This is a genomic window from Streptomyces asiaticus, assembly GCF_018138715.1.
Lineage (GTDB): Bacteria > Actinomycetota > Actinomycetes > Streptomycetales > Streptomycetaceae > Streptomyces > Streptomyces asiaticus.
On sequence record NZ_JAGSHX010000006.1, the window covers coordinates 6,523,730 to 6,550,729 of the forward strand.

Below are 27,000 nucleotides of genomic sequence, written 5' to 3' on the forward strand. Positions count from 1 at the left end.
GTCCGTCAGGAGAACACCCCCTGGCGGAGTCCGTCAGGAGAACAGCGCTCTGCCCCACCAGTCGTCCGCGTCCCGGACGCCCGGCGGGACGGCGAAGAGCGCCGAACCCACGTGCTGGATGTACTCGTTGAGCGCGTCGGTGCGCGCCAGCCGCCGCTGTACGGGCACGAATCCGTCCCGTACGTCGTGCTGGTAGGCGAGGAAGAACAGCCCCGCGTCCAGCCGCCCCAGACCGTCCGTGCCATCGGTGAAGGAGTAGCCGCGGCGCAGGATCCGGGCCCCGCCGTTGGAGTCCGGATGCGCGAGGCGGACATGCGCGGTGGGCAGCATCGCCTTCAGATTGGGCTCGTCGTGCTCGCGCTGCCTGCCCTGCGGCGCGCCCTCGCCCTTGTCCCGGCCGAAGACGTCCTCCTGCTCCTTGAGCGACGTGCGGTCCCAGGTCTCGATGTGCATCCGGATGCGGCGCGCCACCAGGTACGAGCCGCCGGCCAGCCACGCCGGGCCCGCCTTCCCGCTCACCCACACATGCTTGTCCAGGGCGGCGGTGTCGGTGCCCGCGATGTTCCGGGTGCCGTCCTTGAAGCCCATCATGTTGCGCGGGGTCTGCGCGTCCGGCGTGGTCGAGGAGGTCTTGCCGAAGCCCAGCTGCGACCAGCGGATGGCCACCTTGCCCATGCCGATCCGGGCCAGGTTGCGGATGGCGTGCACGGCCACCTGCGGGTCGTCGGCGCACGCCTGCACACACAGATCGCCGTCGCTGCGCGCCGGGTCGAGGTTGTCGCCGGGGAAGGCGGGCAGATCGATCAGCGCCTCGGGGCGGCGGTCGGCGATGCCGAAGCGGTCCCTGCCCTTCCTGTCCTTGAACAGCGTGGGCCCGAAGCCGATGGTGAGGGTGAGCCGGGACGCCTTGAGCCCCAGCGCCTCACCGGTGTCGTCCGGCGGGGCCTCCGCCAGGTCGCTCACCGCGCCGCCGCCGACCGCGTGCCCCTGGGTCATCCGGGCCGCCGCCTTCGTCCACTCCTTCAGCAGCGCGATCAGTTCGGCGCGGTCGTCGGTGGTGACGTCGAACGCCGCGAAGTGCAGCCGGTCCTGCACCGCGGTGGCGATCCCCGCCTGGTGCGCCCCGTAGAAGGGCACCGCGGCGCCGCTGTCGGAGACCGTCCGGGTGTCGTCCGCGTCGCCGCTCAGCGCGGCCACGGTGCCCCCGGCGGCCGCGGCGCCGAGCGCGAGCCCGGCGCCGCCCCAGCCGATCAGCGCCCGGCGGGAGGGAGCCGTGTTGGCCTCGTCGGTCATGCCCGGCCCCCTCACTTGGTGACGACGGCGGCGGCGAGCCGGGAGAGCGGCTCGGCGAGCGCGTTGACGGCGTCGGACAGCTTCTTGCGCTCGGACTCCGAGACGGTGTCGTACGACACGAAGCCATCGCCCTCGCGGTACTTGTCCAGCAGTTTCCCGACGGCCGCGAACTGCTTGTCGAGCTCCTTGGCCAGCTCCGGGTCGTTCTTCGAAGCCACGGGCTTGAGCAGCTTGTACGAGGTCTCGGCACCCTCGACGTTGCCCTTGAAGTCCACCAGGTCGGTGTGGCTGTAGCGCTCCTCCTCACCGGTGACCTTGCCGGTCTGCACCTCGTCCAGCAGCTCCTTGGCGCCGTTGGCCATGCCGGTGGGGGTGATGTCGGCGGTGCCGACGCGCTTCTGCCAGTCCTTCAGGTCCTTGATGAGCTGGTCGGCGAGGTCATGGTCGGCCGCGGTGATCTTCTTGGTCTGCCACAGCGACTTCTCCAGCCGGTGCCAGCCGGTCCACTTCTGGCCCTTCTCCAGGCCGTCCTCGCGCACATCCACCTTGGGGTCGATATCGCCGAAGGACTCGGCGACCGGCTCGGTGCGCTCCCAGCCGATGCGCGAGGGGGCGTAGAGCTTCTTGGCGCCCTCGAGGTCGTCCTTCTTGACCGCGTCGGCGAACTTCTGGACCGTGGGGAGCGTGTCGTCGGCCTGCTTCTGGACGTACGTCCGGTACTCGGCCACCGCCTTGTCCAGCTTGGGGTCGCGCTGGGCCGGCTTGCCCTTGCCGGTGGCGGACACCTTCTGGCGGATGCCGTGGCCCTTCATCCCGGGCTTGCAGGCGATCTCGTACGAACCGGCCTTGATCTCGGCGTTGATGGAGGTGCTGGTGCCGGGGCCGATGTTCTCCCGCTCGGTGACGATCCGGTCGCCCGGGGCGTAGACGTAGACCTCGGTGACCTTGGAGCCCTTGTTCTCCACCGCGAACTTCACATGCCCGGCGGGGAAGGAGGTCTTGGAGACCTCGCACGCGCTGTCGGAGGCGGTGACCTGGATGGCGTCCGAGTCCTTGGCGTCGGACTTCTGGGCGCATCCGGCGACGGCGGTGATCGTCGTCAGTGCCGATATCGCGGCGACAACAGGGGTGCGAGCGGCTCGCATACAGGCTCCAGACGGAATCAGGGCAGGCAGGACAGGACGGACGTTCGGCGGGCGGATAAGGCTGGCCTAACTTAACTGAGCCTTGCCTGTGTCGATCCTGTGTAAGGTCAAGGAGTGCCCCGTGAATGGCAAAGGTTTGGTCAAGGTGGCTGATTTGGTGCGGTTCGCAGTTCGGGAAGAGTGACGCACGCCTCTTGTGGGCGCGGTGCTTTCACGGGCACGGCGCTTCTATGGGTGCGGCGCTTCAATGGGCTCGGCTCTTCCCGCGGGTGCGGCTCGTCAGATGTCGTCCCCCGGTCGCGTGGCGGGCAGACCGGCGGGGAGGGCCGCCGACGGCGTGGACTCGCCCGCGCCCCCGCTCAGGCGCTGAGCCGGAACTCCTCGGCCAGCTCCCGGAAGATCCCCGCGTTCAGCGCGTAGGCGCGCTTGCACTCCTCCACGACGTGCTGCTTCTCCAGATCGTCCACCGGCAGCGCGTCCAGCAGCGCGCGGTACTCGCGCTTGAACGCGGCGGGGTTGGTTATCGACTCGAAGACGTAGAACCGCACCCCGTCGCCCTTACGGTCGAAGCCCCAGGTCTTCTCCGCCGTGTCCCGGACGATCTGGCCGCCGGACAGATCGCCCATATAGCGGGTGTAGTGGTGGGCCACGTAGCCCGCTGGCCAGTCACGCGCGCACTCCGCGACCCGCGCCGCGTACGCCGCCGTGGCGGGCAGCGCGGTGAGGCCGCTGCGCCAGTCGGGGCCGCCGAGGTGGGCCAGATCGCGCTCCAGCTCGGCCAGCCGGGCCAGCTCCGGCCGGAGGAACGGGCTCGCCACCGGGTCTGTCGCGAGCGCGTCGGCCGGAGACTCCAGGGCGCGGTAGACGTACCACAGCTGCTCGGAGTAGCGGCGGTAGGCCGCCACCCCCAGTCGGCCACCGAGCAGATCGCTCATGAACGACGAGCTCCCGACGTCCGAGTGCGCTTCCCGTGAGGCGGTGCGGATCTGGGCGGAGAACTCCACGGTGGATTTCCAGGGGCCGAGGTGTGTAGGTTAGCCTTGCCTAAATAGAGAGCGTCAATACTTTCCCGACAGACTGTCGGTAAAACGGCGCGTCCGTTCGGCTGTCGGCTACCGGGATCCATTGGTTCCGGCGGAGCCGGGCAGGGGGCAGTGACCTTGGGGCGGGAAGTTCACCCACAGCGGAACGTGGCGTTGAACGCCGCAAGTTCGTACTCGAAGTCCGCGGGCCGACCGCGTGATCTCCTCCATTCGCACCGGGTGAAGTCCGTGAACACGTTGTGCCGGAACTTTGTCACGAAGACCGCGTGCATATGCATCACGAAAGCACTGTGCTGACCAGTTCTGATCTCCTGCATCTCTCCCATAGCCCAAGTGCGTACGGTGGCTCTCATGCGGCTTCGGTACAGCTTTCGCCTGTACCCGAATCACGCCCAACGCGGCGCGTTGGCACGGGCATTCGGGTGCGCCCGCGTCGTCTTCAATGACGCCGTGCGCGCCCGCGAGGACGCCAGAGCGGCGGGAGGCCCGTTCCCGAAAGCCGGGGAGCTGTCCACGCGCCTGATCACCCAGGCCAAACAGACCAAGGCCCGCTCCTGGCTGGGCGAGGTCTCCGCAGTCGTGCTCCAGCAGTCCCTGCGCGACGCCGAGACGGCCTACAAGAACTTCTTCGCCTCCCTCAAGGGCGAGCGCAAGGGACCCAAACTCGGGGCGCCGAGGTTCAAGTCCCGCAAGGATGCCCGGCAGTCGATCCGGTTCACCGCCAACGCCCGCTGGTCGGTCACCGGCAGCGGACAACTGAGCCTGCCGAAGATCGGGGCCGTCAAGGTGAAGTGGTCGCGCACCCTGCCCACCACCCCCACCTCCGTCACCGTGATCAAGGACGCGGCCGGGAGGTACTTCGCCTCCTTCGTCATTGACACCGACCCGGCTGCCGACGCCGCCCGGATGCCCGACAGCGATCGGACCGTCGGCATCGACCTGGGGCTGACGCACTTCGCGATCCTCGACGACGGCACGAAGATCGACTCTCCGCGGTTTCTGCGCCGCGCGGAGAAGAAGCTGAAGAAGGCCCAGCGGGAGCTGTCCCGCAAACAGAAGGGATCCAGGAACCGGGAGAAGGCCCGCCTGAAGGTCGCCCGTGAGCATGCCCGCGTCGCCGACGCGCGCCGTGAATTTCACCACCAGCTTTCCACGAAGCTGATCCGCGAGAACCAAGCCATCGGCGTGGAGGACCTGGCGGTGAACGCACTGGCACGCACCAGACTGGCCAAGAGTGTGCACGATGCGGGCTGGTCACGGTTTGTGGCCATGCTCGTCTACAAGGCCGACCGGTACGGACGCACCCTGATCAAGATCGGCAGGTTCGTGCCGACCAGTCGGACCTGCTCGTACTGCGGCCACGTGGACGGACCCAAACCCCTCCACATCCGGGAATGGACCTGCCCCGCTTGCGGAGCCCTCCTCGACCGGGACATCAACTCCGCACGCAACGTGAAAAAGGCCGCCGGACTGGCGGTATCGGCCTGTGGAGCGCCGATAAGACCAGAACCCGTTCTGGCACAGCGCAACGAAGCAGGAAGCCACGGATTCCCTCCAGAAGTCTGTGCCGCATAGCACAGACTTCGGAAGGGAAGGCCAGAATCCTCGGACTTCAGTCCGAGGAGCAAGTCAAGGCAGCGTGAGGATCTCCGCCCCGGTCTCGGTCACCACCAGTGTGTGCTCGAACTGCGCCGTCCGCTTGCGGTCCTTGGTGACCACGGTCCAGCCGTCCTCCCACATGTCGTACTCATGGGTGCCGAGCGTCAGCATCGGCTCGATGGTGAAGGTCATCCCCGGCTTGATCTCGGTGGTGTGGTGCGGGCTGTCGTAGTGCGGCACGATCAGGCCGGAGTGGAACGAGGTGTTGATCCCGTGGCCGGTGAAGTCGCGAACCACGCCGTAGCCGAAGCGCTTGGCGTACGACTCGATGACCCGCCCGATGATGTTGATCCGGCGGCCCGGCTTGACGGCCTTGATCGCGCGGTTGAGGGACTCACGGGTGCGCTCGACGAGCAGCCGCGACTCCTCGTCCACCTCGCCGCACAGGTAGGTGGCGTTGTTGTCCCCGTGCACCCCGCCGATGTAGGCGGTGACGTCGAGGTTCACGATGTCGCCGTCCTTGAGGACGGTGGTGTCGGGGATGCCGTGGCAGATGACCTCGTTGACCGAGCTGCACAGCGACTTGGGGAACCCGCGGTAGCCCAGCGTCGAGGGGTACGCGCCGTGGTCGCACATGTACTCGTGGGCCACCCGGTCCAGCTCGTCCGTGGTGACCCCCGGTGCGATCAGCTTGGCGGCCTCCTCCATCGCCCGCGCGGCGATCCGCCCGGCGATCCGCATGCGCTCGATCGTCTCGGCGTCCTGGACCTCGGGCCCGTCGTAACGAGTGGGGCCCTCCTTCCCGACGTACTCCGGACGCGGGATCGAGGCGGGGACGGTGCGGGTGGGGGAGAGCTTCCCCGGGACTAGAAGCGACTGGCCAGACATATCAGCGAGTGTATCGGCGGCGCATGGGGCAGCATGGCCGCAAGGGCCCTTCGGGCCACTGGGGAACGAGCGGAGGCCGGAGGCCGGGATGGCGCTGTTCAAGAGGGGAACCGCCGGCAAGCCCGGCGAGTGGTACTACTGCATCAAGCACCAGAAGGTCGAGGAGGGCCCGGAGTGCCGCGCCGCCGACCGCCTCGGCCCGTACGGCTCCCCGGAGGAGGCCGCCCGCGCGATGGAGACGGCGCGCGAGCGCAATGAGGAGTGGCGGAACGACCCGCGCTGGCGCGACGACGATCCCGCGGCGACGGACTGAGGCCGACCGGGGTCCCCGCCCACAGGTGTGCGGTGGACCTCCACACCTCAGTCGCGCTTCTCCTTGCGCTGCCTGTCCCGCAAGTACTCCTCCACCACATCCGGGTGGCGCCGCATCGCGGCCTTGAGCTGGCCTCTGCGGTAGCGGACCCGGCCTTCTTCGACTCTCTGCCCCCAGCCGTCGTGCGCCTCGACAAGCCGTTCGGTGATGAGGAACTCGATGACATCCTCGATACAGGGCCTGAACCGGTTCCCGCCCGTCGAAGCGGCAGAGGCAGGTCTCCAGGTCCTCGTCGGCGAAGAGTCCGCGCAGGACACTGACAGCATCCCGTATTCGCGACCTCGCCGACAGTTACATACCCCGATTGGGTGAACTGTTACCGGTCGGAGTGGTCGACCGAGTGAGCGGCGTCGGCGGGGCCCCCTCACCAATGCGTCGGCGGCGCCGCCAAGTGCTCCGCCAGCCGGGCCAGCCGGTCCTGGAAGCGGCGGCGGCCGGGACGCGGCAGGCTGTTTTCGCCGGCGGCCGCGCTGACCAGGTGCTGGAGGGTGTCGAGGTCGAGTTCGCCGCCCTCGGGGGCGGAGAGCGCGTCGTGGGCCAGGGCGTGCAGCTCGGCGTCGCCGCCGTCGAGGGCGAGCACGGTGGCCCCGCCCCGGCGGGCGTCGTTCACCCGCTCCAGCAGTCCGGACCCGGGCTCGCCCGGCGCGACCACCAGCAGGGTCTCCCCGCGGCCCGCCCGCTCCAGCCGCCCGAGCCCGACCGCCAGATGCGCGGGGACGGCGCCGCCCTCCGGCACCCGGTGGCGGACGAGGGTGGGGGACAGCTCGGGCAGCCCGGACCAGGCCGCCTCGTCGTCGAGGTGCGCGGCCAGGTGCCACGGTTCGTAAGCCTCGCTGCCGACCAGCAGCAGTCCGCCCGCGCGCGGTCCGACCGAGGCCCGTAGCGAGCCCGCGAAGCGGCGGGCGGCCTGGAGCCATTCCGTTCCGGCGAGGACTTCGCGCAGCAGCGCGACCCTTACGGCGTCCATGGCATCCGGATCCTGCCCCGGCCCGCGCCCCGGCGGGCGCGATTCGGGTCCGGCTCACCCGTTCGAGGCATATGCGGTGGGCATGCCGTGGACAGGGCGAAAGCGTTCTCGCCTGATGAGGCGTCACGACGAGCCGCCCGCACCACAGCCCGCGCCGGACCCCGACCCGCACCGAGCGGCGGATCATCAAGGTCCGCGTGCTGCGCCGGTGGGGCCCGGCCCGCATCGCCCACCTGTATCCCGCGGTTCGGTCAACCGGTCATCAACCGTACGGTGACGGTGGTCCCGACACCTACGGCTGACTCCACCGAGACGTGGCCGTGGTGGGCGTGGACGATCGCCTCGACGATGGCCAGACCCAGGCCGGAACCACCGTAGGAGCGGCTGCGACTGGCCTCGGCACGCCAGAAGCGTTCGAAGACGCGCGGCAGGTCGTCATGGGCGATGCCGGGGCCGTCGTCGGCGACCGAGACCTGGACGTATCCGGGGGTGGTGGTGACAGTGACGTGTACGGCGGCCTGTGCCGGGGTGTGCTGGACCGCGTTGCCGACGAGGTTGCGCAGCACCTGCTGGAGTCGGGCCGCGTCGCCGGTCACCCGGGCCGGTCCGGTGGCGGTCAGGGTGATGCTACGGGCCGCGTAGATGACCCGTGCGTCCTCCACCACGCTGGCGGCCAGCGCGGTCAGATCCAGGGGTTCCTGCTCGATGGGCCTGCCGGCATCGAGGCGGGCGAGCAGCGAGAGGTCCTCGACCAGCAGCCGCATGCGGCCGACCTCGTTCTCGATGTGCCCGAGCGCGGTCTCCAGCCGGGGCCCGGTCAGTCCGCCCTGGCGGTGCAGGTCGAGCCAGCCGGAGATGGTGGACAGCGGAGTGCGCAATTCGTGCGAGGTGTCCGCGGCCAGTGAGCGGACAGTGGCCTCTGCGCGGGCCTGCGCGTCGAAAGCCCGGTTGACCGCTTCGGCCAGTTGGTCGGTCTCGCTGCGGTTTCCGCGGGTGGGAAGGCGTTCGGTCAGGTGTCCTTCGGCGATCGCGTCGGCGCTGGCGGCCATCGTGGCCAGTGGCCGCATACCCAGCCGCAGTACCAGGACGGCGAGGGCGAGGAGCAGCACCAGGGCGCCGGCGACGATCGCCAGTTGGCGAGCGACGAGGGTATCGGTGGTGGAGTCGTCGACCGCGATGTCCATCACCAGGATGACGGCTGCCGGCCTGACGGCAGACCTGCCCGCTCTCTCCAGGACGAGGCCGGGGCTGGGAATGCGGACGGCACTGAGGTGGTCCCGTCCCGTGACGTTGCCGTAGTCGATGACGCGGCCGGCGGGGACGGTGGTGGTGGCGCGGACAAGCGCCTCGGGGGCGAGATCGCCGGAGCCGGTGGACAGCAGGATCCGGTCGTGCGCGTCGATGGCGATGCTGCCGAACGGCGGGCCCAGCAGAGCGGAGATCTGGTCGCCGTCGGCGACTTGCGGACCTCGGGCGATGACGGCCTGCAGCCGGGCGGAAGTGTCCCGCAGGGTGCGCGTGTTGCGTTTGTGGAGGAAGCTTTCCAGCATCAGGATGCTGGTCACCGAACTCGCCGTCAGCCCGGCCACGAGCAGGACGGCGAGTCCGGCCAGGATGCGTAGGCGGACCCCGGCGCGCGAGGGCCGCAGGCGGCCGTGGAGCCCTGCGAGGTTCATCGGTCGCCGTGCTGCCGGAGGGTGTAACCGATGCCGCGGACGGTGTGCAGGAGCGGGGCGCGGCCGTGGTCGATCTTGCGGCGGAGGTTGGAGACGAACCGTTCGACGACGACCGAGTCGCCGCCGAAGTCGTACTGCCAGACCGCTTCGAGGATTTGCGACCGGGACAGCACCTGGCCCTGGCGGGACATGAGGTGGTGCAGCAGGCGGTACTCGGTGGGCGACAGGTCGACGAGGGTGCCGCCGCGGCGCACCTCGTGGCGCAGGTCGTCGATCTCCAGGTCGGCGCAGCGAAGTGTCGACTCCTCCGCGGCGGGCGAGCCGCCGCGGGCGCGGCGGAGCAGCGCCTGCAGGCGGGCACCCACCTCGACGACGCTGAACGGCTTGGTGACGTAGTCGTCGCCGCCCAGGCGCAGTCCGCGGACCCGGTCCTCCACCGCGTCCCGGGCAGTGAGGAAGAGGACGGGGACTGTGATGCCGCGTTCGCGCAGGAGCTGCAGGATCTCGAAACCGTCCGCCCCGGGGAGCATCACGTCCAGGACGACGACGTCGGGCGGGCGGCGGGCGACCAGGGCCAGTGCCTCGGTCAGGTCGCCCGCCGCGTCCACGGTGAACCCGGCGAACCCGAGCGCCGAGATCAGCAACTGCCGGATACCGGGGTCATCGTCGACGACCAGGACCCTGTCGGGTTCCGGGCCGGAGCCGGCAGCGGCCGGGACATTGCTGACACTCATGTGCGCTGCGCTCCTCGGGTCGGGACGACGGCTTCTTTGCTCCCGGGCATCGGCAGATCCGGTCATCGTGCCACGGACTCGCTTTCCAGGCCGTCGCGGGTGGGAATGCGGTCCGCGCCGTCGGGGCCCGCGGTGATGCTTTCGCCTTCGAGGTCCAGGTGCGGCAGGAAGCGCTCCAGGCGGCGGGGGAGCCACCAGGCGCGGTCGCCGAGCAGAGCGAGAACCGCGGGCACGAGGGTCATTCTGACCAGGAAGGCGTCCACCAGGACGCCGAAGGCGAGACCGAAGGCGATCGGCATGACGTCGGGATCCTTGCCGAACACGAAGTCGACGAAGACCGCGATCATGATGAGGGCGGCGGAGGTCACTATCCGGGAAGCGTTGCGCGCCCCGACGACGATCGCGCGGCGGGCGTCCTTGCGGTGGCCGTATTCCTCGCGCATCGCCGAAACCAGGAACACCTCGTAGTCCATGGCCAGCCCGAACAGCACCGCCATGACGATGATGGGGACGAAGCTGCCGACCGGGCCGAGGCTGGGCACACCGAGCAGGTCAGCGAGCCAGCCCCACTGGAAGACGGCGACCATCGCGCCAAAGGCCGAGCTGACCGACAGCAGGAACCCGGCGGTGGCCTTGATCGGGATGGCGAGGGACCGGAAGGCGATCAGCAGCAGCAACAGTGACAGGCCCACGACGACGACCGCGAACGGGACCAGCGCGCCGCTGAGTTTGGTGGAGACGTCGATGCTGACGGCCGTCTGGCCGGTGACAGCAACGTAGCTGCCGCTGTGCCGGGCCACGGGTCCGGTGACCTCGTTCAGGCGGGAGACGAGTCGGCTGGTGGCCTGCGTGCGCGGACCGGTGGTCGGGATGACCTGGATACGGGCGGCGTCGAGGTCCTTGGCGGTGTCGATCCCGCTGATGTCCGCGATGCCGTCGATGCCCTTGAGCTTCTGCTTCACCGCGGCGGCGGTCTGTGCCGTGGCCTTGGCGTCGGCGCCTTCGACGAGGACGATCAGCGGGCCGTTGGCGCCGGGGCCGAAGGCATGGCCGATGGTGTCGTATGCCTGGCGGGTGGCGGTCCCCTTCGCGTTCGAGCCGTCGTCGGTCAGGGCCATCTTCAGTTGCAGGGCGGGCGCGGCGATCACCAGAAGCCCGACCGTCACCACGATCAGGTAGCGCACCGGGTGGCGGAGCACGCCGCTCACCCACTTCGCGCCCATCGTCGTCCTGGCCGGGTGGGTGGTACGGGCCGCCCGGGAGCCGGGTTTGGGAACGAGCCTGCGGCCGAAGGCGGACATCACCGCGGGCAGCAGCGTCAGCGCCATGATCATGGCCATCGCGACGGCGCCCGCCGAGGCCAGGCCCATGGAGGTCAGCATGGGGACGCCGGCGAGCGACAGTCCTGCCAGTGCGATGAGCACGGTCGCGCCGGCGAAGACCACGGCGCTGCCCGCGGTGGCGGTGGCCTTCGCCACCGACTCTCCGACGGGCATGCCCGAGGCGAGGTGCGCGCGGTGACGCGAGACGATGAGCAGCGCGTAGTCGATGCCGACCGCGAGCCCGAGCATGACCGCCAGCGTGGGGGCGTTCTCGGAGATGCCGACCGCCGAGGCGAGGCCCATGGTCGCCATCATGCTGCCGACCACGCCGAGGACGGCGGTGAGCAGCGGCATTCCGGCTGACAGCAGTGAACCGAAGGTGATGACGAGGATCGCCAGGGCCACGAGGATGCCGATCAGCTCGGTCGGGCCGACCGGGGACGTCGTGGGGGCGTACGCGTCACCGCCGTACACGACCGTCAGCCCGGCCTTCGTGGCCGTGGCGCCGGTGGCCTTCAAGGCGTCCAGCGTCGCGGTGGGCACGTCGCTGTCCTTCGCGGTGCTGAACCCCACCTGGGCCACCGCGGTCCGCCCGTCGGGCGAGACCATGCCGTCCTGGGCGGGGTCGCCGACCGCCGTGACCCCGGCGACCTTGCCTGCCGCCGCCAGACTGGCGCGCAGCGGCCCCTGGAATCCGGGCTCGCTCAGCTTGTGACCGGGTGGCGCCTGGAAAACGACCTGTGCGGACTGCTTGTCCGGTTCGGGCCAGTGCCGGTCCATCCTCGTCAGCGCGGTCTGGGCCGGGGAGCCCGGGATGGAATCGCTGTTCTGGAACGATCCGCCGAACGTCAGTCCCAGGCCGATGACGGCCGCGAGAACGATCAGCCATCCGATCACCATCGTCCGCCATCGTCGTGCGCCGAAGGCGCCGAGCCGGTACAGAAGCGTTGCCATTGCCCATCTCTCGTCAAAAGGTAGAAGTGACAACGACGATCCTGTTCGGCGTGCTTGACGGTCGTCCCACGCTGCGCTTGACGGCTGCTTGACGGTATGCAGGGCACCTTTCAGGTCCGGCGGGCAGGAAACCGCGGCGTGCGTGTCCACGACGAGGTGACGAAAGCGCGGAGCCGTCGCGGTTCCTGAACGCGGACTGTGGAATGAGCGGCTTCCTGGGGGCAAGCCCGGTCACGGCCGCCCTGTCCCGGCACCGGCCGCCCTTGCCGAGGCCACGGTCAAGGTGCGGCCGTGAGGGACTGCGCCGTTCCCCGGGCGAGTACATCTGCGATCTCCTTCGCGGACCGCGCCGTGTGCAGGGCGATCAGATCGGCGAGCAGGTCGTCCAGCGGTGGCCAGGGAAGGTCGCCGTGGTCGTTGTAGAGGCTGATCAGGCCATGCATGGCGGTCCACAGGAGCAGGCCGGCCTGCCATCGCCGTTCGGGCGCGTCGGGCGTTCCGGTGACCGCTGCCAGTGCGGCGATCAGCGCCTCCAGCAGGCCTGCACCGGCTTCGTGAACGGAGTCGCCGTACGCCTCGGCCTCCGCGCCGGTGCCGGTCGTCGCGTCCGGGCGAGGAGCCAGGTCGCGGGGCATCCGTCCGCCGAAGAGCGTCCTGTAGTGGCCCGGCTGCTCCACGCCCCAGCGGACGTAGGCAGCGCAGCGGGCGACGAGCGCACCCAACGGGTCCGTGGCCGAAGCCTCGGCCCGGTCCATCAGACGCGCCAACTCCTCGTACCGCTGGCACAGAACGTGATCGATGAGGGCGCCCAGGTCCGGGAAGTGGCTGTAGATGCTCGCCGGAGCCACTCCGACTTCACGTGCGACCCGTCGCAGCGTCAAGGTCTCGGGCTGATCCAGGGTTGCCAGCAAGTGGGCGGCCGCCTCGATCAGCTGCGCCCTGAGCACCTGCCCCTGCCCGCGCGGGTTGCGCCGGCGTACCGGCGCCGGGTCACCAGCAGTCATGCGCATCCCTCCCGGGTCCGCCCGAATCCCAAAGCAACACCTGTTCACCTTACCTGCTCGCATCGGCTTGACATCTTTAACCAACACTTGTTCACTCACATTGCCAACAGTTGTTCAGTCAAAGGGGAAGTCATGCGCATCGCCGTGCTGGGAGCCACCGGCAGGACCGGCCGCACCGTCGTGGAGCAAGCCCTCGCCCGCGGGCACCAGGTGGTCGCTCTGGTCCGCCGGCCCGAAGCGTTCGCCGTCTCCGATCCCAGTGCCGGCGATCGGGTCGGGATCAGGCGGGCCGAGGTCGCCTCACCGGCTGCGTTTCCCGACCTCTCCGACGTCGATGTCGTCATCTCCGCCCTCGGTGTCAGCAAGGGTGAGGGCCCCGGCGTCCTGGAGGCGGGCGCGAAGCGTCTTGTCGCCGCGAAGGTCCGTACGATCTGGCTCGGCGCCCTCGGCTCAGGGGTCTCGACCGGCGCGGGCGGAGCGATCTACCAGGCGGTGATGCGGATGTTCGTGGGTAAGGAGCTCGCCGAGAAGGCCACTGCCGACGGCATCGCACTGGCCGGGGGCGCCACTGTCTTTCACGCGCCGGACGTCGCCAAGGGGCCCGTCAGCTCGACTCGGCGCATCCTGCGCCTGGCCGATTACCCGCAGCCCTTCCTCCCTCCCCGGATCACCCGCGACACCCTCGCGGCCCTCCTGATCGACGAGGCGGAGGCGCCTGCGCACCGCGCTGAGATCCTCGTCCCGCTCGGCTGACCCGGTACGTCGGTCCGCACCGCTCGGCTGCCCCTTCGTAGCAGGCGGCCCAGCCGCACGGCAGGTGGCGAGCGGCGCGGATCCCCACCGCCGGAGGCCGGGCCGCCCGGCCCGGGATCAAGTGGGCCATGGCCGTCGGCACCGTGATCGTGACGGCGGGTGCCCGGGCAGCGGCGGGTCCGCCCAGGCCGAGGAGCGCGTCCCCGCGCAGTGGCGCCGCTTCAACACCGCTTGCAGGGTCGGGTGGTTGGCCTTGACGACGGCGATGAAGTGCGCGTTCTTCTCCTTGACCAGGAATCGTGCGTGATCGGCCTGGGTGTGCAGGGCGTCGAAGGTCAGCACGGCGCGGGCCGGGTCGAGGGAGGCCAGGAGCGGCCGGAAGGCGGTGATCTCGTTGCTTTTGGTTGCCACCTGCCGCTGGGCGATGACCGCGCCACCGTGGACGGCGGCGGCGACCAGGTGGACCGCCTGGTGCAGCGCGGTGCGCGAGCCCCGCAGGGTCTTGCCGTCCACCGCCACCGCGGTCCGCGGTGCCCGGCCCGGCGATTCTCCCTCCGCGTCCATGCGGCCTTGTCCGAGCGGCCAGGCCCCCGGGGCGTCATCCAGGGCATCGGCGTCGATCCGGGCGATCAGCCGGGACAGCGTGGTCAGCGCCGGGACGGCGTGGTCAGCGCCGGGACTGCGCCGACCAGGCCGAGGCGGGTGCGCAGGTCCGGGGCGAGGTGGGCGGTGAAGCGGCAGACGGTGACGAGGCTGCGGGCGCCGGCCATGACCGCGAGGACGTACAGGGCCGGCAGGGTGCCCAGCCGATAGCGGCGGCCCTGCCGCGAGAACGCTTTCGCCCTGATGCCGTAGACCCGTGCCGCGCCCGGCGCCCACACGCCCTCCATCCGCGTCTCCAACTGTTCATGCGCCGTCTCTTGACGCTCTGTAAGGCAAACCCTAAGGTCGCCGCACACAAGGGACGTCCTACGTCCCATTTATCTGACTCGGCACTCGATTGCGACGGGGCATCGGGAGGTCTGGTGACAGTCGACACGGGGGCGGCACGCTCGTACGAGGTGTCCGTTCCGTTCCGGGCGGGGACCGAGGGCTATGCGAGCTACCGGATCCCGGCAGTCGTGCTGACCCACGACGGCACCGTCCTCGCCTTCGCCGAAGGCAGGGTGAACTCCTCCGCCGACGACGGCCATATCGACCTCGTGCTCAAGCGGTCGGCCGACGGCGGACGGACCTGGGGCGCCTTACAGGTCGTCGCCCGCAACGGCGACGGAACGGCGGGCAACCCCGCCCCCGTCGTCCTCGACGGCGGCCCGGACGACGGCCGCGTCCTGCTGGTGCACGTCCGCAGCGCCGCCTCCGCCACCGAGGACCGGATCCGGCGCGGCGAGGTGAGCGCGGCCGACGGGCGGCGGGTGTGGCTGACGTACAGCGATGACGACGGTGTGAGCTGGAGCGAGGCCCGCGAGATCACCGCGAGCACCAAGCGGCCCGAATGGCGCTGGTACGCCACCACCCCGGGCCATGCCCTCCAGTTGCGGTACGGCCCCCACGCGGGCCGGATCGTCATCCCCGGCAACCACTCCCTGCCCCCGACCGTCCCCGGCGACAACGGCACCGAGGGGCGGTACAACGGCGGGCACGACCTGCTCAGCGACGACGACGGCGCCACCTGGCGGATCGGGTACGTGGACGACAACCCCGACGGCTACGTCAACGTCAACGAGACCACCGCCGCCCAACTCCCCGACGGCCGGGTCTACTTCAACACCCGCACCGACGCCACCGCGCCCGGCACCCGCGCCGACGCCCACTCCGGCGACGGCGGCGCCACCCTGGACCTCCCCTTCCGGCCGCAGGCCGGTCTGGTCGCCCCGGTGGTGGAGTGCAGCGTGCTGCACCTCGGGGAGCCGGACGCGCTGCTCTTCTCCGGCCCCGCCGACCCCGCGTACCGGGCGCTGATGACCGTCCGCACCAGCTTTGACGGCGGCGTCACCTGGCGGCCGAGCCACACCGTGAACGGCCTGCCCGCCGCCTACTCCGATCTGGTCCGGCTCGACGACGCCACGGTCGGACTGCTCTACGAGACCGGCGACTTCAGCGCCTACTCGACCATCACATTCCGGCGCATTCCGACGGAGGAGCTGGTATGAGCGACACCGCAAGAAACCGGAACACCTGGACGCACGGCACGCCGCGCCGCGCGGTCCTCGGCGGCGCGGCCGCCGCGGCCGCCGGGTTCGCCCTCGCGGGCTGCGGCTCGGACGGCGACGGGGGTGATGAGCCCAAGGACCGCAAGAAGGGCGAGAAGATCACCCTGACCTTCTGGTCCTGGGTGCCGGGCATCGACAAGCCCGTCGCCCTGTGGAACAGCAAGAACCCCGAGGTGCGGGTCAAGGTCGAGAAGGTCTCGGCCGTCGACGGCGCCCAGTACGCCAAGATGCACGCCGCCATCAAGGCGGGCAATCCGCCGGACCTCGGCCAGATCGAGTACCCGGTCGTGCCCAGCTTCCTCATCGACAACGGGCTGCTTGACCTGACCAAGTACGGGGTCGCCGACCACAAGGACAAGTTCATCGGCTGGCAGTGGCAGCAGTCCGTCTTCGGCAAGGCCGTCTACGCCGTACCGCAGGCGTCCGGTCCGATGGGCCTGTTCATCCGTCAGGACCTCTTCGAGAAGTGGGGCATAGAGCCGCCCGCCACCTGGGACGAGTACGAGGCGGCGGCCACCGCGATCCGTAAGAAGGGCGCCTGGATCGAGACCTTCTCGGCCACCAACGGCAACCGCTTCGCGGGGCTCGCCTGGCAGGCCGGGGCGCGCTGGTTCGGCACCGAGGGCGACACCTGGACCGTCTCCATCGACGACGAGCCCACCCGTAAGGTCGCCGACTACTGGTACGGGCTGGTCCGCCGGAAGCTCATCAAGACCATCCCGGACCGGCAGAACGCCTGGTACAAGGATGTCCAGACCGGCGACATGGCCTCCTGGCTCGGCGCCAGCTGGGGCGACGCCCTGCTGGTGGGCAACGCCCCCAAGACCGCGGGCAAATGGCGCGTGGTGCCCATGCCGCAGTGGAAGAAGGGCGACGCCGCCTACGCCAACTGGGGCGGCTCCACCACCGCGGTCTTCGCCAAGAGCAAGTACCCCAAGGACGCGCTGGCCTTCGCGATCTGGCTCAACACCGACCCCGAGTCGATCAAGCTGCTGATCGAGAACGGCTATGGCACCCCGGGCGCCAAGCAGGGCTACACCACCTCCCAGCTCGACGTGCACAAGGACTTCTTCGGCGGCCAGGAGTACAGCAAGGTCTTCGACGAGGCGAGCAAGGGCGTGGACACCAGCTGGAAGTGGGGCCCCGCCACCGACACCCTCTACCAGCGGCTCGGCGACGCCTTCACGGCGGCCATCGGGGACGGGTCCGACTTCCGCTCCGTGCTGAAGAAGGTGCAGAGTCAGACGATCACCGATCTGAAGGAAAAGGGCCTCCAGGTGAAGGCCGGGTGAGGCGGATGAGAGGAGCCCCCCGCCGCCTCACCAGGACCGAGGCACGCAGCGCCCGAGCGGCGTCCGGGTTCCTGCTGCCCTTCCTCGCGCTCTTCCTGCTGTGCTTCATCGCCCCGATCGGCTACGCCCTCTACGAGAGCCTGCTGAAGGTCGAGCGCACCGGGCCGCTCGGCCTCGGCGGGGAGACCAAGCAGGTGTGGGCGGGGCTGTCCAACTACGCCCACGCGCTGGAGGACGACCGGTTCACGGCGGGCTTCGGGCGGGTGCTGCTCTTCGGCGCCGTCCAGATCCCGGTGATGATCGCCTTCGCCACCGGGCTGGCGCTGCTGCTGGACGCGGCGTCCGCGCGCTGGGTGGGCTTCTTCCGGACCGCCTTCTTCCTGCCGTACGGGGTGCCCGGTGTGATCGCCTCGATCCTGTGGGGCTTCCTCTACGTCCCCGGGATCAGCCCGCTGGTGGAGATGGCCCACTCGGCGGGCTGGGACGTGGACTTCCTGGGCCGCGGAGCGGTCCTGTGGTCCATCGCCAACATCGTCACCTGGCAGTTCACCGGCTACAACATGCTGGTGCTGATCGCCCAGCTCAAGGCCGTCCCCGGCGAGCTGTACGAGGCGGCGCGGATCGACGGGGCCAGTGCCTGGCAGGTGGCCCGGCACATCAAGCTCCCGCTGATCCGGCCCGCGCTCGTGCTCACCACCGTCTTCAGCCTCATCGGCACCCTCCAGCTCTTCGCCGAACCGAAGGTGCTCAAACCGCTGAGCAACTCCATCGACTCCGGCTACACCCCCAATCTGGCCGCCTACAACGAGGCGTTCACCAGCAACAACCAGCACATCGCGGCGGCCGAGGCGGTGCTGCTCGCCCTTGTCGCCTGCGTGCTGTCCTTCGGCTTCCTGAGGCTCGTGGGACAGCGGGGGAAGGACGGCGAGAGCGGATGACCGAGGCGAACGACCTGACCGGCGGCGTGGTCGCCGACGAGCCCGGCGGGCCCGGCGAGCCCACGGATGGGGCCGCGCGCGGGCGGGGGCCCGAGGCCGCCCCGCCCGGCGCCCGGCCCGGTGCGGGCCGCCGCCGCGCGGCGAAGGGCCGGGCGGGTCTTGAACCCCCCTTGCGGCACCGCATCATCACCGCCTCGCTGCTCACCGTCGCCGCCCTCTACTTCCTGACCCCCGTCTACTGGCTCGTGGTCTCCTCCACCAAGTCCAGCAGCGACCTCTTCGGCACCTTCGGCTTCTGGTTCCACGACCCGCACCCGCTGGACTATCTGCACCGGGTGCTCACCTACGACGACGGCATCTACGTCCGGTGGTTCGCCAACAGCCTGATGTACGCGGGCGTCGGCGCGCTCGCCGCCACCCTGCTGTCGGCCGCGGCCGGTTACGCCCTGGCCAAGTACCGCTTCCCCGGCCGGGAGGGCATCTTCAACGTCATCCTGGCCGGGGTGCTGATCCCGGGCACGGCGCTCGCCCTCCCGCTGTATCTGCTCTTCAGCGAGATCGGCCTGGCCAACACCTACTGGGCCGTGCTGATCCCCAGCGTGGTCAGCCCGTTCGGGGTCTATCTGTGCCGGATCTACGCGGCCGCCGCCGTCCCGGACTCCCTCCTGGAGGCGGCGCGGATCGACGGCGCGGGGGAGGCCCGGATCTTCTCCACGCTGGGGCTGCGGCTGATGACTCCGGCGCTGGTGACCGTCTTCCTGTTCCAGTTCGTGCACATCTGGAACAACTTCTTTCTGCCGCTGGTCATGCTCTCCGACTCCGACCTCTATCCGATCCAGCTCGGTCTGACGTCCTGGCAGGGGTACGCGGACCGGCAGCCGGAGCTGTACCAGTACACGGTCGGCGGGGCGTTCCTGTCCGTCCTGCCGCTGATGGTGCTGATGGGCGTACTCCAGCGGTACTGGCGCACAGGGCTGACGGAGGGGAGTGTCAAAGCGTAAGAGACGTCACCATGAAGGTGGCCGTGGTGCGTGACAGGATCACTGTCATGACTACTCCTGATGCCCCGAACTCCGCGTCCGACGCCCCCGCGAAGAAGGCCCCCGCCAAGGACCCCTGGGACCTCCCCGATGTGTCCGGCCTGACCGTCGGTGTCCTCGGTGGCACCGGTGACCAGGGCCGTGGTCTCGCCTACCGGCTGGCCAGGGCCGGCCAGAAGGTGATCATCGGCTCGCGCGCCGCCGAGCGCGCGCAGACCGCGGCGCGGGAGCTGGGCGGCGCGGAGCTCGGCATCGAGGGCGCGGACAACGCGGAGTGCTCGCGCCGCAGCGACATCGTCATCGTCGCGGTCCCGTGGGACGGCCACGCCAAGACGCTGGAGGGGCTGCGCGAGGAGCTCGGCGGCAAGCTGGTCATCGACTGCGTCAACCCGCTGGGCTTCGACAAGAAGGGCGCGTACGCGCTGCGGCCGGAGGAGGGCAGCGCCGCCGAGCAGGCCGCCGCGCTGCTGCCGGACTCCCGGGTCACCGCGGCCTTCCACCACCTCTCGGCCGTGCTGCTCCAGGACCCCGAGGTCGAGCAGATCGACACCGATGTGATGGTCCTGGGCGAGTCGCGCGCCGACACCGACCTGGTCCAGGCGCTCGCGGCGCGCATCCCGGGCATGCGCGGGGTCTTCGCGGGCCGGCTGCGCAACGCCCACCAGGTGGAGTCCCTGGTGGCCAATCTGATCTCGGTCAACCGCCGCTACAAGGCCCACGCGGGCCTGCGCATCACGGACGTCTGAGGGCGGCCCCGCGGGCTTGTCCGGATCCGGGGGCCCGGGATGTCCACACCCGGGGCGCCCGGCCCCTCCGGCGGCGCGTGGGGGACAATGGCGGGGAGTGACACACCCCCCGACAGGAGCCGACCCCATGCCCCGCCTCGCCCTCTACACCCTGGCCGTCTGCGTGCTCGCGATCGCCGCGGCCGTCGTGTCCTTCGCGCGGGGGAGCTGGCTCGGCGTCGTCTGGATCCTGATCGCCGGTATCTCGTCCAACATGGCCTGGTACTACCTCCGCAAGGCCCGCGCCGACCGCGCGGCCGACCGCGAGCGCACGGGCGCCGCGGGCTGAGGCTGCGGCCGCGCGCCGAGGCCGCGGGGGAGCCGTTACGGGTGTCCGGCGGATCTGTCCCCTCCCCGCCCCTTCCCGTTACTGGGGCTCCGCCCCAGACCCCGGGGTCCAGGGGCTCCGCCCCGGCACCTGACGATGTGCGGCTCCGCCGCGTGCGGGGGCTGAAGCCCCAGACCCTGGGGTCTGGGGCTTCAGCCCCAGTTTCGGGAAGGGGCGGGGAGGGGAACAGCCCGCCGCAGGCGCCCCTATGCGCGGAATCCGGCGATATCGGGCTCGCCCTGCCAGAAGCGGAAGAACTCCTGACCCCAGTAGGTGTCCCACTCCGATACCCCCAGGGCCCGCATCACCGCGTCGATCGCATCGAAGAACGCCTGGTTGACCTCCGGTATCCACAGGATCCCGAAGACCGCGAGCAGCCCGAACGGCGCGTACGGCTCGACCTGGCGCCGGATGCGGTAGGACAGCCACGGCTCGATCACCCCGTACCCGTCCAGCCCCGGCACCGGCAGGAAGTTCAGGATCGCCGCCGTGACCTGGAGCAGCGCCAGGAAGGCGAGCGCGAAGCGGAAGAGCTCCGGCACCCGGTCCGTGGCGCCGAGCCAGAACGGCGCGGTCAGCGCGGCCGCGAACAGTACATTCGTCAGCGGCCCGGCGGCCGAGATCAGGCTGTGCTTCCAGCGCCCCCGGATCCGGTGCCGCTCGATGAACACCGCCCCGCCCGGCAGCCCGATCCCGCCCATGATCACGAAGATCACGGGCAGCACGATGCTCAGCGCCACATGGGTGTACTTCAGCGGGTTGAGGGTCAGATAGCCCTTCGCGCCGATCGTCAGATCCCCGCCGTGCAGCGCGGTGCGCGCATGGGCGTACTCATGCAGACAGAGGGAGACGATCCAGCCCGAGACGACGAACAGGAACATGGCGAAGCCGGGGCTCGCGGAGTACTCCGTCCACACGGCCCACGCGGATACGACCATGATCGCGAACAGACCGAGGAAGACGGGGCTGATACGCCGGTCACGGCGGCTGATGGCGGTGGTCATCGGGTGGGGTCTCCATAAGGGCTGGTGAGCGCTGAGGGGGAAACGACGGACAGTGTGCGCGGAGTTCCGGGCCGGGAGGGCCGGATGTGAGCAGCGCCACGCGCGCGCCCCAAGCCCGCTCGCGACGCGTCACCGTTCCCGCGACGCGTCACCGTTCCCGCGACGCGTCACCGTTCCCGCGCGTCCGAGGCCGATGCCCCGCCCGGCGGGCCATCCATCAGAATGGGCCCGTGCGCTACGGCATCCTCGGCACCACCCAGGCCCGCCATGACGACGGCACCCCCGTGGACGTCGGCGGGGCGCGGCTGCGTGCGCTGCTGGCGGCGCTCGCGCTGGCGCCCGGGCGGGCGCGGACCACCGGGGCGCTCATCGGGGAGATCTGGGCCACCGATCCGCCCGCCGATGAGCACGGCGCCCTTCAGGCGCTGGTCGGGCGGTTGCGACGGGCGCTCGGCAAGGACGCCGTGGAGTCCGTCCCCGGCGGCTACCGGCTGAGCGCCGACCCCGACGACGTCGATCTGTACCGCTTCGAACGGCTCGCGGAGGAGGGCGCCCGCGCCCTCGCCGACGGCGATCCGGCCAAGGCCGTCGATCTGCTCGACGCCGCCCTCGCGCTGTGGCGCGGGCCCGCGCTCAGCGATCTGCCCGACGCCACCGCGCCCGCCGCCCGCGCCGAGGCGCGACGGCTGGCCGCGCGGCGCGCCCGGCTCGCCGCCGACCTCGCCCTCGGCCGCGCCGACCACGCCCTCCCCGCGCTCACCGGGCTCTGCGACGCCCACCCGCTGGACGAGCCGCTGCACGCGCTGCGCATCCGCGCCCTGCGGGACGTGGGGCGGGTGGCGGAGGCGCTGGCCGCGTACGAGGCGATCCGTACGGAGATCGCCGACCGGCTGGGCGCCGATCCGGGGCCGGAGCTGCGGGCGCTCCATGCCGAGCTGCTGGCGGTGACCGGCGTGGGGGCGCCCGGGCCGCCGGGCCCCGGTTCGCCGGAGCCCGTACCGGCAGCCACCGCCCGCGGCGGCGGTGGCAATCTGCGGGCCCGGCTGACCAGCTTCGTCGGGCGCGAGGCCGATCTGGCGGCGCTGCGCGGCGATCTGGCCGAGCACCGGCTGATCACGCTCCTCGGACCCGGCGGGGCCGGGAAGACACGGCTGTCCCAGGAGGCCGCCGAGGCGGTCGCACCCGGCTGGCCGGACGGGGTGTGGCTGGCCGAGCTCGCGCCCGTGGACGACCCCGAGACCGTTCCGGAGACGGTCCTCAGCGCGCTCGGGGCGCGCGAGACGGTCATCCTCGGCACGGCGGCCGAGGGGCTGCGCGCCGCCACCGACCCGACCCTGCACGATCCCCGCGCCCGGCTCATCGAGCACTGCGCCCCGCGCCGGATGCTGATCGTGCTCGACAACTGCGAACACCTCGTGGCGGCCGCGGCCCACCTCGCCGAGTCCCTGCTCGCCCAGTGCCCCGGGGTCACCATCCTGGCCACCAGCCGCGAACCCCTCGCCGTCCCGGGCGAGTTGGTGCGTCCGGTGGAGCCGCTGCCCGACCCCGTCGCGCTGCGGCTGCTCCAGGACCGGGGCGCGGCGGCCCGGCCCGGGTTCCGTACCGAGGACGACCCGGCCGCGTGCGCCGAGATCTGCCACCGCCTCGACGGGCTGCCGCTGGCGATCGAGCTGGCCGCCGCGCGGCTGCGGCTGCTCACCCCGCGCCAGCTCGCCGACCGGCTGGACGACCGCTTCCGCCTGCTGACCAGCGGCAGCCGTACGGCGCTGCCCCGCCAGCAGACCCTGCGCGCGGTCGTCGACTGGTCCTGGGGCCTGCTCGACGCCCCCGAGCGCACCGTGCTCGCCCGGCTGTCCGTCTTCGCGGGCGGCTGCGGGCTGGCCGAGGCGGAGGCGGTGTGCGGGGACAGCCAAGAGCACACCGAAGAGCACACCGAAGAGCACGCCGAAACCGTGGACCCCCGCGACGTGGCCGCCCTGCTCGGTTCCCTTATCGATAAATCGCTCGTCGTCACGGCGCCCGGAACGGAGGCCGGAGCAGAACCCGGAGCAGAGCCCGGAGCGGACGGGGAGATGCGCTACCGGCTGCTGGAGACCGTCGCCGAGTACGCGGCGGAGCGGCTGGACGAGTCCGGCGAGCGGGCCGCGGTCGAACGCCGCCATCTGGTCGCCTACCGGGAGCTGGCCCGTACCGCCGATCCGCTGCTGCGCGGCCCGGCACAGCGCCACTGGCTCCTCCGGCTGGAGACCGAGCACGAGAATCTGCGTACCGCGCTGCGCCGGGCCGTGGCCGCCCGCGACGAGCAGGAGGCGCTGTGCCTGGTGCTTTCGCTCGGCTGGTTCTGGCATCTGCGCGGCCACCGCGCCGAGGCACACCACTGGGCGACCGCCGCTGCCGAGCTCGGGCCGAGCCCCTTCGAGCCGCCGGTGACGCCCGCGCCGCCGCTGTACGTCAGCTGTATCGCCGCCCCGCCGCCGATGGAGCCCGAGCTGCTGGAGGAGGCGCGGCGCGGGGCGCGGCTGTTCGCGCTGTCCAACATCGAGGGCGGCCTCCAGGCCATGATAGGCGGCGACACCCAGCGCGAGCTGGAGGGCATCGTCTCCGCCTACCGGCCGGGGCTGCCCCAGACCTGCGGTCTCCCGGGCGTGCTGTGGTTCTTCGCGGTGATCCTCAAGGGTGACTTCGCGCTGCTGCGGGGGATGGCCGACGAGGCGGTACGCACCTGCCGGGAGCTGGGCTACGCGTGGGAGCTGGCGTTCAACCTCCAGCTGCGCGCCAGGGTCCACAACGAGCGGATCGACGATCAGGAGGGCGCGATCCGCGACGCCGACGAGGCCCTGGAGATCTTCCGCCGGCTCGGTGACGTATGGGGCACGGCGGAGGCGCTGGCCGGCCGCGCCGAGACACGGGAGCAGCGCGGCGAGGGCGCGGCCGCGGCCGCGGACTACCGCGCGGCGATCCGCTGCGCCCAGGAGTCCGGCGCCCATGAACAGGTGCTGTTCCTCCGCTCCCGGCTGGCCGGGATCTTCGTGGAGCTGGGCGACGAGGAGGAGGCCGCGGAGGGCGAGCGGATCCTGCGCGAGGTGGTCGAGCAGCGGCAGCACGTGGGAGCCGAGGCGCTGTCATACGCCCGGACCCATCTGGCGCTGCGCTACGGGTCCACGGGCCGCCTCGCCGAGGCACGGGCCCTTCTGGCCACCTTGCACGGGGAGTTCGAGGGCCGGGCGCTGCGGCTGTTCGCGGGCATGGTGGAGGGGATGCTGGCCTGGCTCGACCTGCTGGAGGGGCGGCCGGGCGACGCCCTGGAGAATGTGCGCGGAGCGCTGGCGAAGACGCCCGGCCGGATGACGGACCTCATCGCGCCGTACATCCCGGTGACCCAGCTGCTCACCGGGGCCGAGGCGCTGAGCGGCCTCGGCGGCGCCGAGCGGGCCGGGACCGCGGCGCGGCTGGTGGGGGCGTACGACGTGCTGCGCGAGGCGCAGTACTACCGGAAGTCCGCCGTCGAGCGGACGGGTCGGGAGCGCACCGTGGCCGCGGCGCGGGCCGCGCTCGGGGACGCCGCGTACGAGCGGGCCTACGCCGAGGGCACCGGGCTCACACTGGAGGAGGCCACCGCACTGATCCGCACGGGTCCGCCCGGCACCGTTCTGACCGGGCCCGACCCGGGCCCGGCGGCGACATGACAACGGCCGGGCGCGTCCCCCCTGGGACGCGCCCGGCCGGTGGTGCGGGGCCGCGGACCGTCAGCTCGTCTTGATGCGGAACCTGCGCACCGCGAGCGGCGCCACGATCACCGTGAGGGCCACCGCCCAGCCCAGGGTCACCAGCACCGGTTCGGCCACCGCGCCATGGCCGCTGGTCAGCGCCCGTGCGGCGTCCGCGAGCCGGGACAGCGGGTTGTACTCGGTGAAGGACCGCAGCCACCCCGGCATGGTGGCGGTCGGGGCGAAGATGGAGGAGCCGAACTGGAGCGGCATCATCACTATGAAGCCCATACCGCTGACCGCCTGCGGGGTGCTCAGCGACATCCCCAGCAGCATGAAGATCCAGGTCAGCGACGATCCGAAGACCACGGACAGCGCCACCGCGGCCAGCAGCTGCACGGGCCCGGTCTCGAGCTCGAAGCCCATGATGAAGCCCATGATCAGCAGGATGACGGTGGACACCAGCATCCGGCCGGCCTCCACGATCAGCTTGGCGATCAGCACCGAGGAGCGGGCGATCGGCATGGTGCGGAAGCGGTCCATGACGCCCTTGCTGAAGTCGTCATTGACGCCGATGCCGATCGACATCGCGATGTTGAGACCGCCCATCGCCATCAGACCGGGGATGAAGTAGTTGACGTACTCGGAGCGGTTGCCGCCGGTCATCGCGCCGCCGAAGACATAGGTGAACAGCAGCGCGAAGACGATCGGCTGGGCCAGGGCGTCGAACATCGCGAACGGTTCGTACCTGATCTGCATGGCGTTGCGCCGCACCAGCGCGCCGATGTGGCGCAGATTGGCGCGGAGGCCGATCCGGCCGTCGCTCTTCCCCCGCACGGGCGCGGTCATCGTGGCCGTACTCACGCGGCGACCTCTTCCAGCGTCTTGTTGTCCTGCGGTGCGGACGCCTTCCGGCCGGTGATGGCCAGGAAGACCTCGTCCAGGCTGGGCAGTTGGGTGTGGATCCCGGAGATCGCGAAGCCGCGCTCACCGAGCAGACCGATCAGGGCGGTCAGCTGCTCATCGCTGGCGATGGGCACATTGACCTGGCACTCCTCCACATCGGCGATCGCGCCGCCGATGCCGTCGAGCCCCGCCTGGCTGATGGCGCCGACCATGCGGTGCAGCTCACCGGGGTCGGACGGGCGGATCTGGAGGGTGCGGCCGCCGATCTTGGCCTTGAGCTCGTGCACCCGGCCGTTGGCGATGACCCTGCCCCGGTCGATCACCGTCAGGTTGTCGGCGAGCTGCTCGGCCTCCTCCATGTACTGGGTGGTCAGCAGCACGGTGGCGCCGTCGGCGACCATCCGCCGGACCTCGTCCCACACCTCGTTGCGCGAGTGCGGGTCCAGACCGGTCGTGGGCTCGTCCAGATAGAGCACCGACGGCCGGCCGATCATGGACGCGGCCAGGTCGAGCCGGCGGCGCATACCGCCGGAGTAGGTGCGCACCCGCCGCTTGCCCGCCTCGGTGAGCGAGAACCGCTCGAGCATGGCGTCCGCCCGGGTCCGCGCCTCCTTGCGGGAGAGATCGAGCAGCCGCCCGATCATGTAGAGGTTCTCCCAGCCGGGGAGCTTCTCGTCGACCGAGGCGTACTGCCCGGTCAGCCCGATGGTGCGGCGCAGCTGCCGGGGCTGGCGCATCACGTCGTACCCGGCCACCATCGCGGTACCGGCGTCCGGCACCAGCAGTGTGGACAGACACCGGACGACGGTCGTCTTACCGGCGCCATTGGGTCCCAGCACTCCCAGGACGGTGCCCTCCGGCACGTCCAGATCCACTCCGTCGACGGCCTTGGTGTCACCGAAGTGCTTGACCAGCCCCCGAACTTCGACGGCGTTGCCGTCCCTGATCCTGTGTTCCCGTCGCGTCATGCCGCCCACGATGTCAGCCGTCACCGACAGACCACCGACAAGCGGCAGACAGCCCGCCGACGGGGGAA

General features: G+C 70.9%; 25 protein-coding genes and 1 pseudogene. 11 read left to right on the top strand and 15 right to left on the bottom strand.

Features of this window, described 5'->3' with window-relative positions; genetic code table 11:
• Positions 1 to 33: 33 nt before the first annotated feature.
• The 3 genes from efeB to KHP12_RS35660 form a co-directional block, all read right to left on the bottom strand.
• Positions 34 to 1,293: an iron uptake transporter deferrochelatase/peroxidase subunit gene (gene efeB, locus KHP12_RS35650; RefSeq protein ID WP_086883420.1), complete on the bottom strand. Its 1,260-nt coding sequence runs from the start codon at positions 1,291 to 1,293 to the stop codon at positions 34 to 36.
• 11 nt (positions 1,294 to 1,304) lie between these two features.
• Complete coding sequence (gene efeO, locus KHP12_RS35655) at positions 1,305 to 2,438, bottom strand: iron uptake system protein EfeO (protein WP_086883421.1); 1,134 nt, start codon at positions 2,436 to 2,438, stop codon at positions 1,305 to 1,307.
• Between the two features lie 359 nt (positions 2,439 to 2,797).
• Positions 2,798 to 3,442, bottom strand: a complete 645-nt coding sequence (locus tag KHP12_RS35660) for a biliverdin-producing heme oxygenase (RefSeq protein ID WP_086883422.1) — start codon at positions 3,440 to 3,442, stop codon at positions 2,798 to 2,800.
• Between the two features lie 390 nt (positions 3,443 to 3,832).
• Here KHP12_RS35660 and KHP12_RS35665 point away from each other — a divergent pair, with 390 nt between their 5' ends.
• Complete coding sequence (locus KHP12_RS35665) at positions 3,833 to 5,056, top strand: RNA-guided endonuclease InsQ/TnpB family protein (protein ID WP_086883423.1); 1,224 nt, start codon at positions 3,833 to 3,835, stop codon at positions 5,054 to 5,056.
• A 54-nt stretch (positions 5,057 to 5,110) separates the two neighbouring features.
• Here KHP12_RS35665 and map read toward each other — a convergent pair whose 3' ends face one another.
• Positions 5,111 to 5,968, bottom strand: a complete 858-nt coding sequence (gene map, locus KHP12_RS35670; protein ID WP_086883424.1) for a type I methionyl aminopeptidase — start codon at positions 5,966 to 5,968, stop codon at positions 5,111 to 5,113.
• 88 nt (positions 5,969 to 6,056) lie between these two features.
• Here map and KHP12_RS35675 point away from each other — a divergent pair, with 88 nt between their 5' ends.
• The gene (locus KHP12_RS35675) at positions 6,057 to 6,281 is read left to right on the top strand and encodes a hypothetical protein (protein ID WP_037959585.1); all 225 of its coding nucleotides are present in this window, start codon (positions 6,057 to 6,059) and stop codon (positions 6,279 to 6,281) included.
• Between the two features lie 47 nt (positions 6,282 to 6,328).
• Here the strand turns inward: KHP12_RS35675 and KHP12_RS35680 are convergent, their stop codons facing one another.
• Positions 6,329 to 6,607, bottom strand: a complete 279-nt coding sequence (locus KHP12_RS35680) for a hypothetical protein (RefSeq protein WP_211834091.1) — start codon at positions 6,605 to 6,607, stop codon at positions 6,329 to 6,331.
• Between the two features lie 98 nt (positions 6,608 to 6,705).
• Positions 6,706 to 7,308 carry a hypothetical protein gene (locus KHP12_RS35685; RefSeq protein WP_086883426.1) on the bottom strand — a complete coding sequence of 201 codons (603 nt, stop codon included), beginning with the start codon at positions 7,306 to 7,308 and terminating at the stop codon, positions 6,706 to 6,708.
• Between the two features lie 128 nt (positions 7,309 to 7,436).
• Here KHP12_RS35685 and KHP12_RS35690 point away from each other — a divergent pair.
• A pseudogene (locus KHP12_RS35690) lies at positions 7,437 to 7,574 on the top strand (IS481 family transposase); the annotation flags it as partial.
• Here KHP12_RS35690 and KHP12_RS35695 read toward each other — a convergent pair.
• The 4 genes from KHP12_RS35695 to KHP12_RS35710 form a co-directional block, all read right to left on the bottom strand.
• Positions 7,560 to 8,984, bottom strand: a complete 1,425-nt coding sequence (locus KHP12_RS35695) for a sensor histidine kinase (RefSeq protein WP_086883427.1) — start codon at positions 8,982 to 8,984, stop codon at positions 7,560 to 7,562. The pseudogene KHP12_RS35690 and the gene KHP12_RS35695 overlap by 15 nt on opposite strands.
• A complete protein-coding gene (locus KHP12_RS35700; RefSeq protein ID WP_086883428.1) occupies positions 8,981 to 9,718 on the bottom strand; it encodes a response regulator transcription factor in 738 nt (245 codons plus the stop codon). The genes KHP12_RS35695 and KHP12_RS35700 overlap by 4 nt, the downstream gene beginning before the upstream one ends.
• 62 nt (positions 9,719 to 9,780) lie before the next feature.
• Entirely contained in the window at positions 9,781 to 11,994 is a 2,214-nt protein-coding gene (locus tag KHP12_RS35705) for an MMPL family transporter (protein WP_244203025.1), read from the bottom strand.
• Positions 11,995 to 12,272: 278 nt separating this feature from the next.
• On the bottom strand, positions 12,273 to 12,998 hold the full coding sequence (locus KHP12_RS35710) for a TetR/AcrR family transcriptional regulator (protein ID WP_244203026.1): 726 nt from the start codon (positions 12,996 to 12,998) through the stop codon (positions 12,273 to 12,275).
• A gap of 132 nt (positions 12,999 to 13,130) precedes the next feature.
• Here KHP12_RS35710 and KHP12_RS35715 point away from each other — a divergent pair, with 132 nt between their 5' ends.
• The gene (locus KHP12_RS35715; protein ID WP_086883429.1) at positions 13,131 to 13,751 is read left to right on the top strand and encodes an NAD(P)-dependent oxidoreductase; all 621 of its coding nucleotides are present in this window, start codon (positions 13,131 to 13,133) and stop codon (positions 13,749 to 13,751) included.
• Positions 13,752 to 13,868: 117 nt separating this feature from the next.
• Here the strand turns inward: KHP12_RS35715 and KHP12_RS35720 are convergent, their stop codons facing one another.
• Together KHP12_RS35720 and KHP12_RS51560 are read right to left on the bottom strand one after the other, a co-directional pair.
• Positions 13,869 to 14,492 (bottom strand): ISAs1 family transposase, encoded by a 624-nt coding sequence (locus tag KHP12_RS35720; protein WP_308289556.1) that lies wholly within the window; start codon positions 14,490 to 14,492, stop codon positions 13,869 to 13,871.
• On the bottom strand, positions 14,399 to 14,641 hold the full coding sequence (locus KHP12_RS51560; protein ID WP_246649350.1) for a transposase family protein: 243 nt from the start codon (positions 14,639 to 14,641) through the stop codon (positions 14,399 to 14,401). Before KHP12_RS51560 ends, KHP12_RS35720 begins: the two co-directional genes overlap by 94 nt.
• A gap of 135 nt (positions 14,642 to 14,776) precedes the next feature.
• Between KHP12_RS51560 and KHP12_RS35725 the strand changes: the two genes are divergently transcribed.
• From KHP12_RS35725 to KHP12_RS35750, 6 genes are all read left to right on the top strand, one after another.
• Positions 14,777 to 15,904, top strand: a complete 1,128-nt coding sequence (locus KHP12_RS35725) for a sialidase family protein (RefSeq protein ID WP_086883433.1) — start codon at positions 14,777 to 14,779, stop codon at positions 15,902 to 15,904.
• Positions 15,901 to 17,256, top strand: a complete 1,356-nt coding sequence (locus tag KHP12_RS35730) for an ABC transporter substrate-binding protein (RefSeq protein ID WP_086883434.1) — start codon at positions 15,901 to 15,903, stop codon at positions 17,254 to 17,256. Before KHP12_RS35725 ends, KHP12_RS35730 begins: the two co-directional genes overlap by 4 nt.
• Before the next feature lie 5 nt (positions 17,257 to 17,261).
• Positions 17,262 to 18,194 carry a carbohydrate ABC transporter permease gene (locus KHP12_RS35735; protein ID WP_086883435.1) on the top strand — a complete coding sequence of 311 codons (933 nt, stop codon included), beginning with the start codon at positions 17,262 to 17,264 and terminating at the stop codon, positions 18,192 to 18,194.
• The gene (locus tag KHP12_RS35740; protein ID WP_244203027.1) at positions 18,191 to 19,195 is read left to right on the top strand and encodes a carbohydrate ABC transporter permease; all 1,005 of its coding nucleotides are present in this window, start codon (positions 18,191 to 18,193) and stop codon (positions 19,193 to 19,195) included. The genes KHP12_RS35735 and KHP12_RS35740 overlap by 4 nt, the downstream gene beginning before the upstream one ends.
• 47 nt (positions 19,196 to 19,242) lie before the next feature.
• Positions 19,243 to 19,980 (top strand): NADPH-dependent F420 reductase, encoded by a 738-nt coding sequence (npdG, locus tag KHP12_RS35745; protein ID WP_086883438.1) that lies wholly within the window; start codon positions 19,243 to 19,245, stop codon positions 19,978 to 19,980.
• Between the two features lie 127 nt (positions 19,981 to 20,107).
• Complete coding sequence (locus tag KHP12_RS35750; protein WP_037959614.1) at positions 20,108 to 20,308, top strand: hypothetical protein; 201 nt, start codon at positions 20,108 to 20,110, stop codon at positions 20,306 to 20,308.
• Between the two features lie 245 nt (positions 20,309 to 20,553).
• Here the strand turns inward: KHP12_RS35750 and KHP12_RS35755 are convergent, their stop codons facing one another.
• Positions 20,554 to 21,351, bottom strand: coding sequence for a site-2 protease family protein (locus tag KHP12_RS35755; RefSeq protein WP_086885634.1), 798 nt, complete (start codon positions 21,349 to 21,351; stop codon positions 20,554 to 20,556).
• Between the two features lie 230 nt (positions 21,352 to 21,581).
• Between KHP12_RS35755 and KHP12_RS35760 the strand changes: the two genes are divergently transcribed.
• Positions 21,582 to 25,037 carry an ATP-binding protein gene (locus tag KHP12_RS35760; protein ID WP_211834093.1) on the top strand — a complete coding sequence of 1,152 codons (3,456 nt, stop codon included), beginning with the start codon at positions 21,582 to 21,584 and terminating at the stop codon, positions 25,035 to 25,037.
• A gap of 60 nt (positions 25,038 to 25,097) precedes the next feature.
• Here KHP12_RS35760 and KHP12_RS35765 read toward each other — a convergent pair whose 3' ends face one another.
• Positions 25,098 to 25,922, bottom strand: coding sequence for an ABC transporter permease (locus KHP12_RS35765; protein ID WP_037959623.1), 825 nt, complete (start codon positions 25,920 to 25,922; stop codon positions 25,098 to 25,100).
• Positions 25,919 to 26,932 (bottom strand): ATP-binding cassette domain-containing protein, encoded by a 1,014-nt coding sequence (locus KHP12_RS35770; RefSeq protein WP_086885641.1) that lies wholly within the window; start codon positions 26,930 to 26,932, stop codon positions 25,919 to 25,921. The genes KHP12_RS35765 and KHP12_RS35770 overlap by 4 nt, the downstream gene beginning before the upstream one ends.
• Positions 26,933 to 27,000 lie beyond the last annotated feature (68 nt).

Bases quoted from the DNA above. Each gene is read 5' to 3' on its own strand.
- efeB (WP_086883420.1), bottom strand. From the start codon at position 1,293: ATGACCGACGAGGCCAACACGGCTCCCTCCCGCCGGGCGCTGATCGGC.
- efeO (WP_086883421.1), bottom strand. From the start codon at position 2,438: ATGCGAGCCGCTCGCACCCCTGTTGTCGCCGCGATATCGGCACTGACG.
- KHP12_RS35665 (WP_086883423.1), top strand. From the start codon at position 3,833: ATGCGGCTTCGGTACAGCTTTCGCCTGTACCCGAATCACGCCCAACGC.
- map (WP_086883424.1), bottom strand. From the start codon at position 5,968: ATGTCTGGCCAGTCGCTTCTAGTCCCGGGGAAGCTCTCCCCCACCCGC.
- KHP12_RS35675 (WP_037959585.1), top strand. From the start codon at position 6,057: ATGGCGCTGTTCAAGAGGGGAACCGCCGGCAAGCCCGGCGAGTGGTAC.
- KHP12_RS35680 (WP_211834091.1), bottom strand. From the start codon at position 6,607: ATGCTGTCAGTGTCCTGCGCGGACTCTTCGCCGACGAGGACCTGGAGA.
- KHP12_RS35685 (WP_086883426.1), bottom strand. From the start codon at position 7,308: ATGGACGCCGTAAGGGTCGCGCTGCTGCGCGAAGTCCTCGCCGGAACG.
- KHP12_RS35695 (WP_086883427.1), bottom strand. From the start codon at position 8,984: ATGAACCTCGCAGGGCTCCACGGCCGCCTGCGGCCCTCGCGCGCCGGG.
- KHP12_RS35700 (WP_086883428.1), bottom strand. From the start codon at position 9,718: ATGAGTGTCAGCAATGTCCCGGCCGCTGCCGGCTCCGGCCCGGAACCC.
- KHP12_RS35705 (WP_244203025.1), bottom strand. From the start codon at position 11,994: ATGGCAACGCTTCTGTACCGGCTCGGCGCCTTCGGCGCACGACGATGG.
- KHP12_RS35710 (WP_244203026.1), bottom strand. From the start codon at position 12,998: ATGACTGCTGGTGACCCGGCGCCGGTACGCCGGCGCAACCCGCGCGGG.
- KHP12_RS35715 (WP_086883429.1), top strand. From the start codon at position 13,131: ATGCGCATCGCCGTGCTGGGAGCCACCGGCAGGACCGGCCGCACCGTC.
- KHP12_RS51560 (WP_246649350.1), bottom strand. From the start codon at position 14,641: ATGGAGGGCGTGTGGGCGCCGGGCGCGGCACGGGTCTACGGCATCAGG.
- KHP12_RS35730 (WP_086883434.1), top strand. From the start codon at position 15,901: ATGAGCGACACCGCAAGAAACCGGAACACCTGGACGCACGGCACGCCG.
- KHP12_RS35735 (WP_086883435.1), top strand. From the start codon at position 17,262: ATGAGAGGAGCCCCCCGCCGCCTCACCAGGACCGAGGCACGCAGCGCC.
- KHP12_RS35740 (WP_244203027.1), top strand. From the start codon at position 18,191: ATGACCGAGGCGAACGACCTGACCGGCGGCGTGGTCGCCGACGAGCCC.
- npdG (WP_086883438.1), top strand. From the start codon at position 19,243: ATGACTACTCCTGATGCCCCGAACTCCGCGTCCGACGCCCCCGCGAAG.
- KHP12_RS35750 (WP_037959614.1), top strand. From the start codon at position 20,108: ATGCCCCGCCTCGCCCTCTACACCCTGGCCGTCTGCGTGCTCGCGATC.
- KHP12_RS35755 (WP_086885634.1), bottom strand. From the start codon at position 21,351: ATGACCACCGCCATCAGCCGCCGTGACCGGCGTATCAGCCCCGTCTTC.
- KHP12_RS35770 (WP_086885641.1), bottom strand. From the start codon at position 26,932: ATGACGCGACGGGAACACAGGATCAGGGACGGCAACGCCGTCGAAGTT.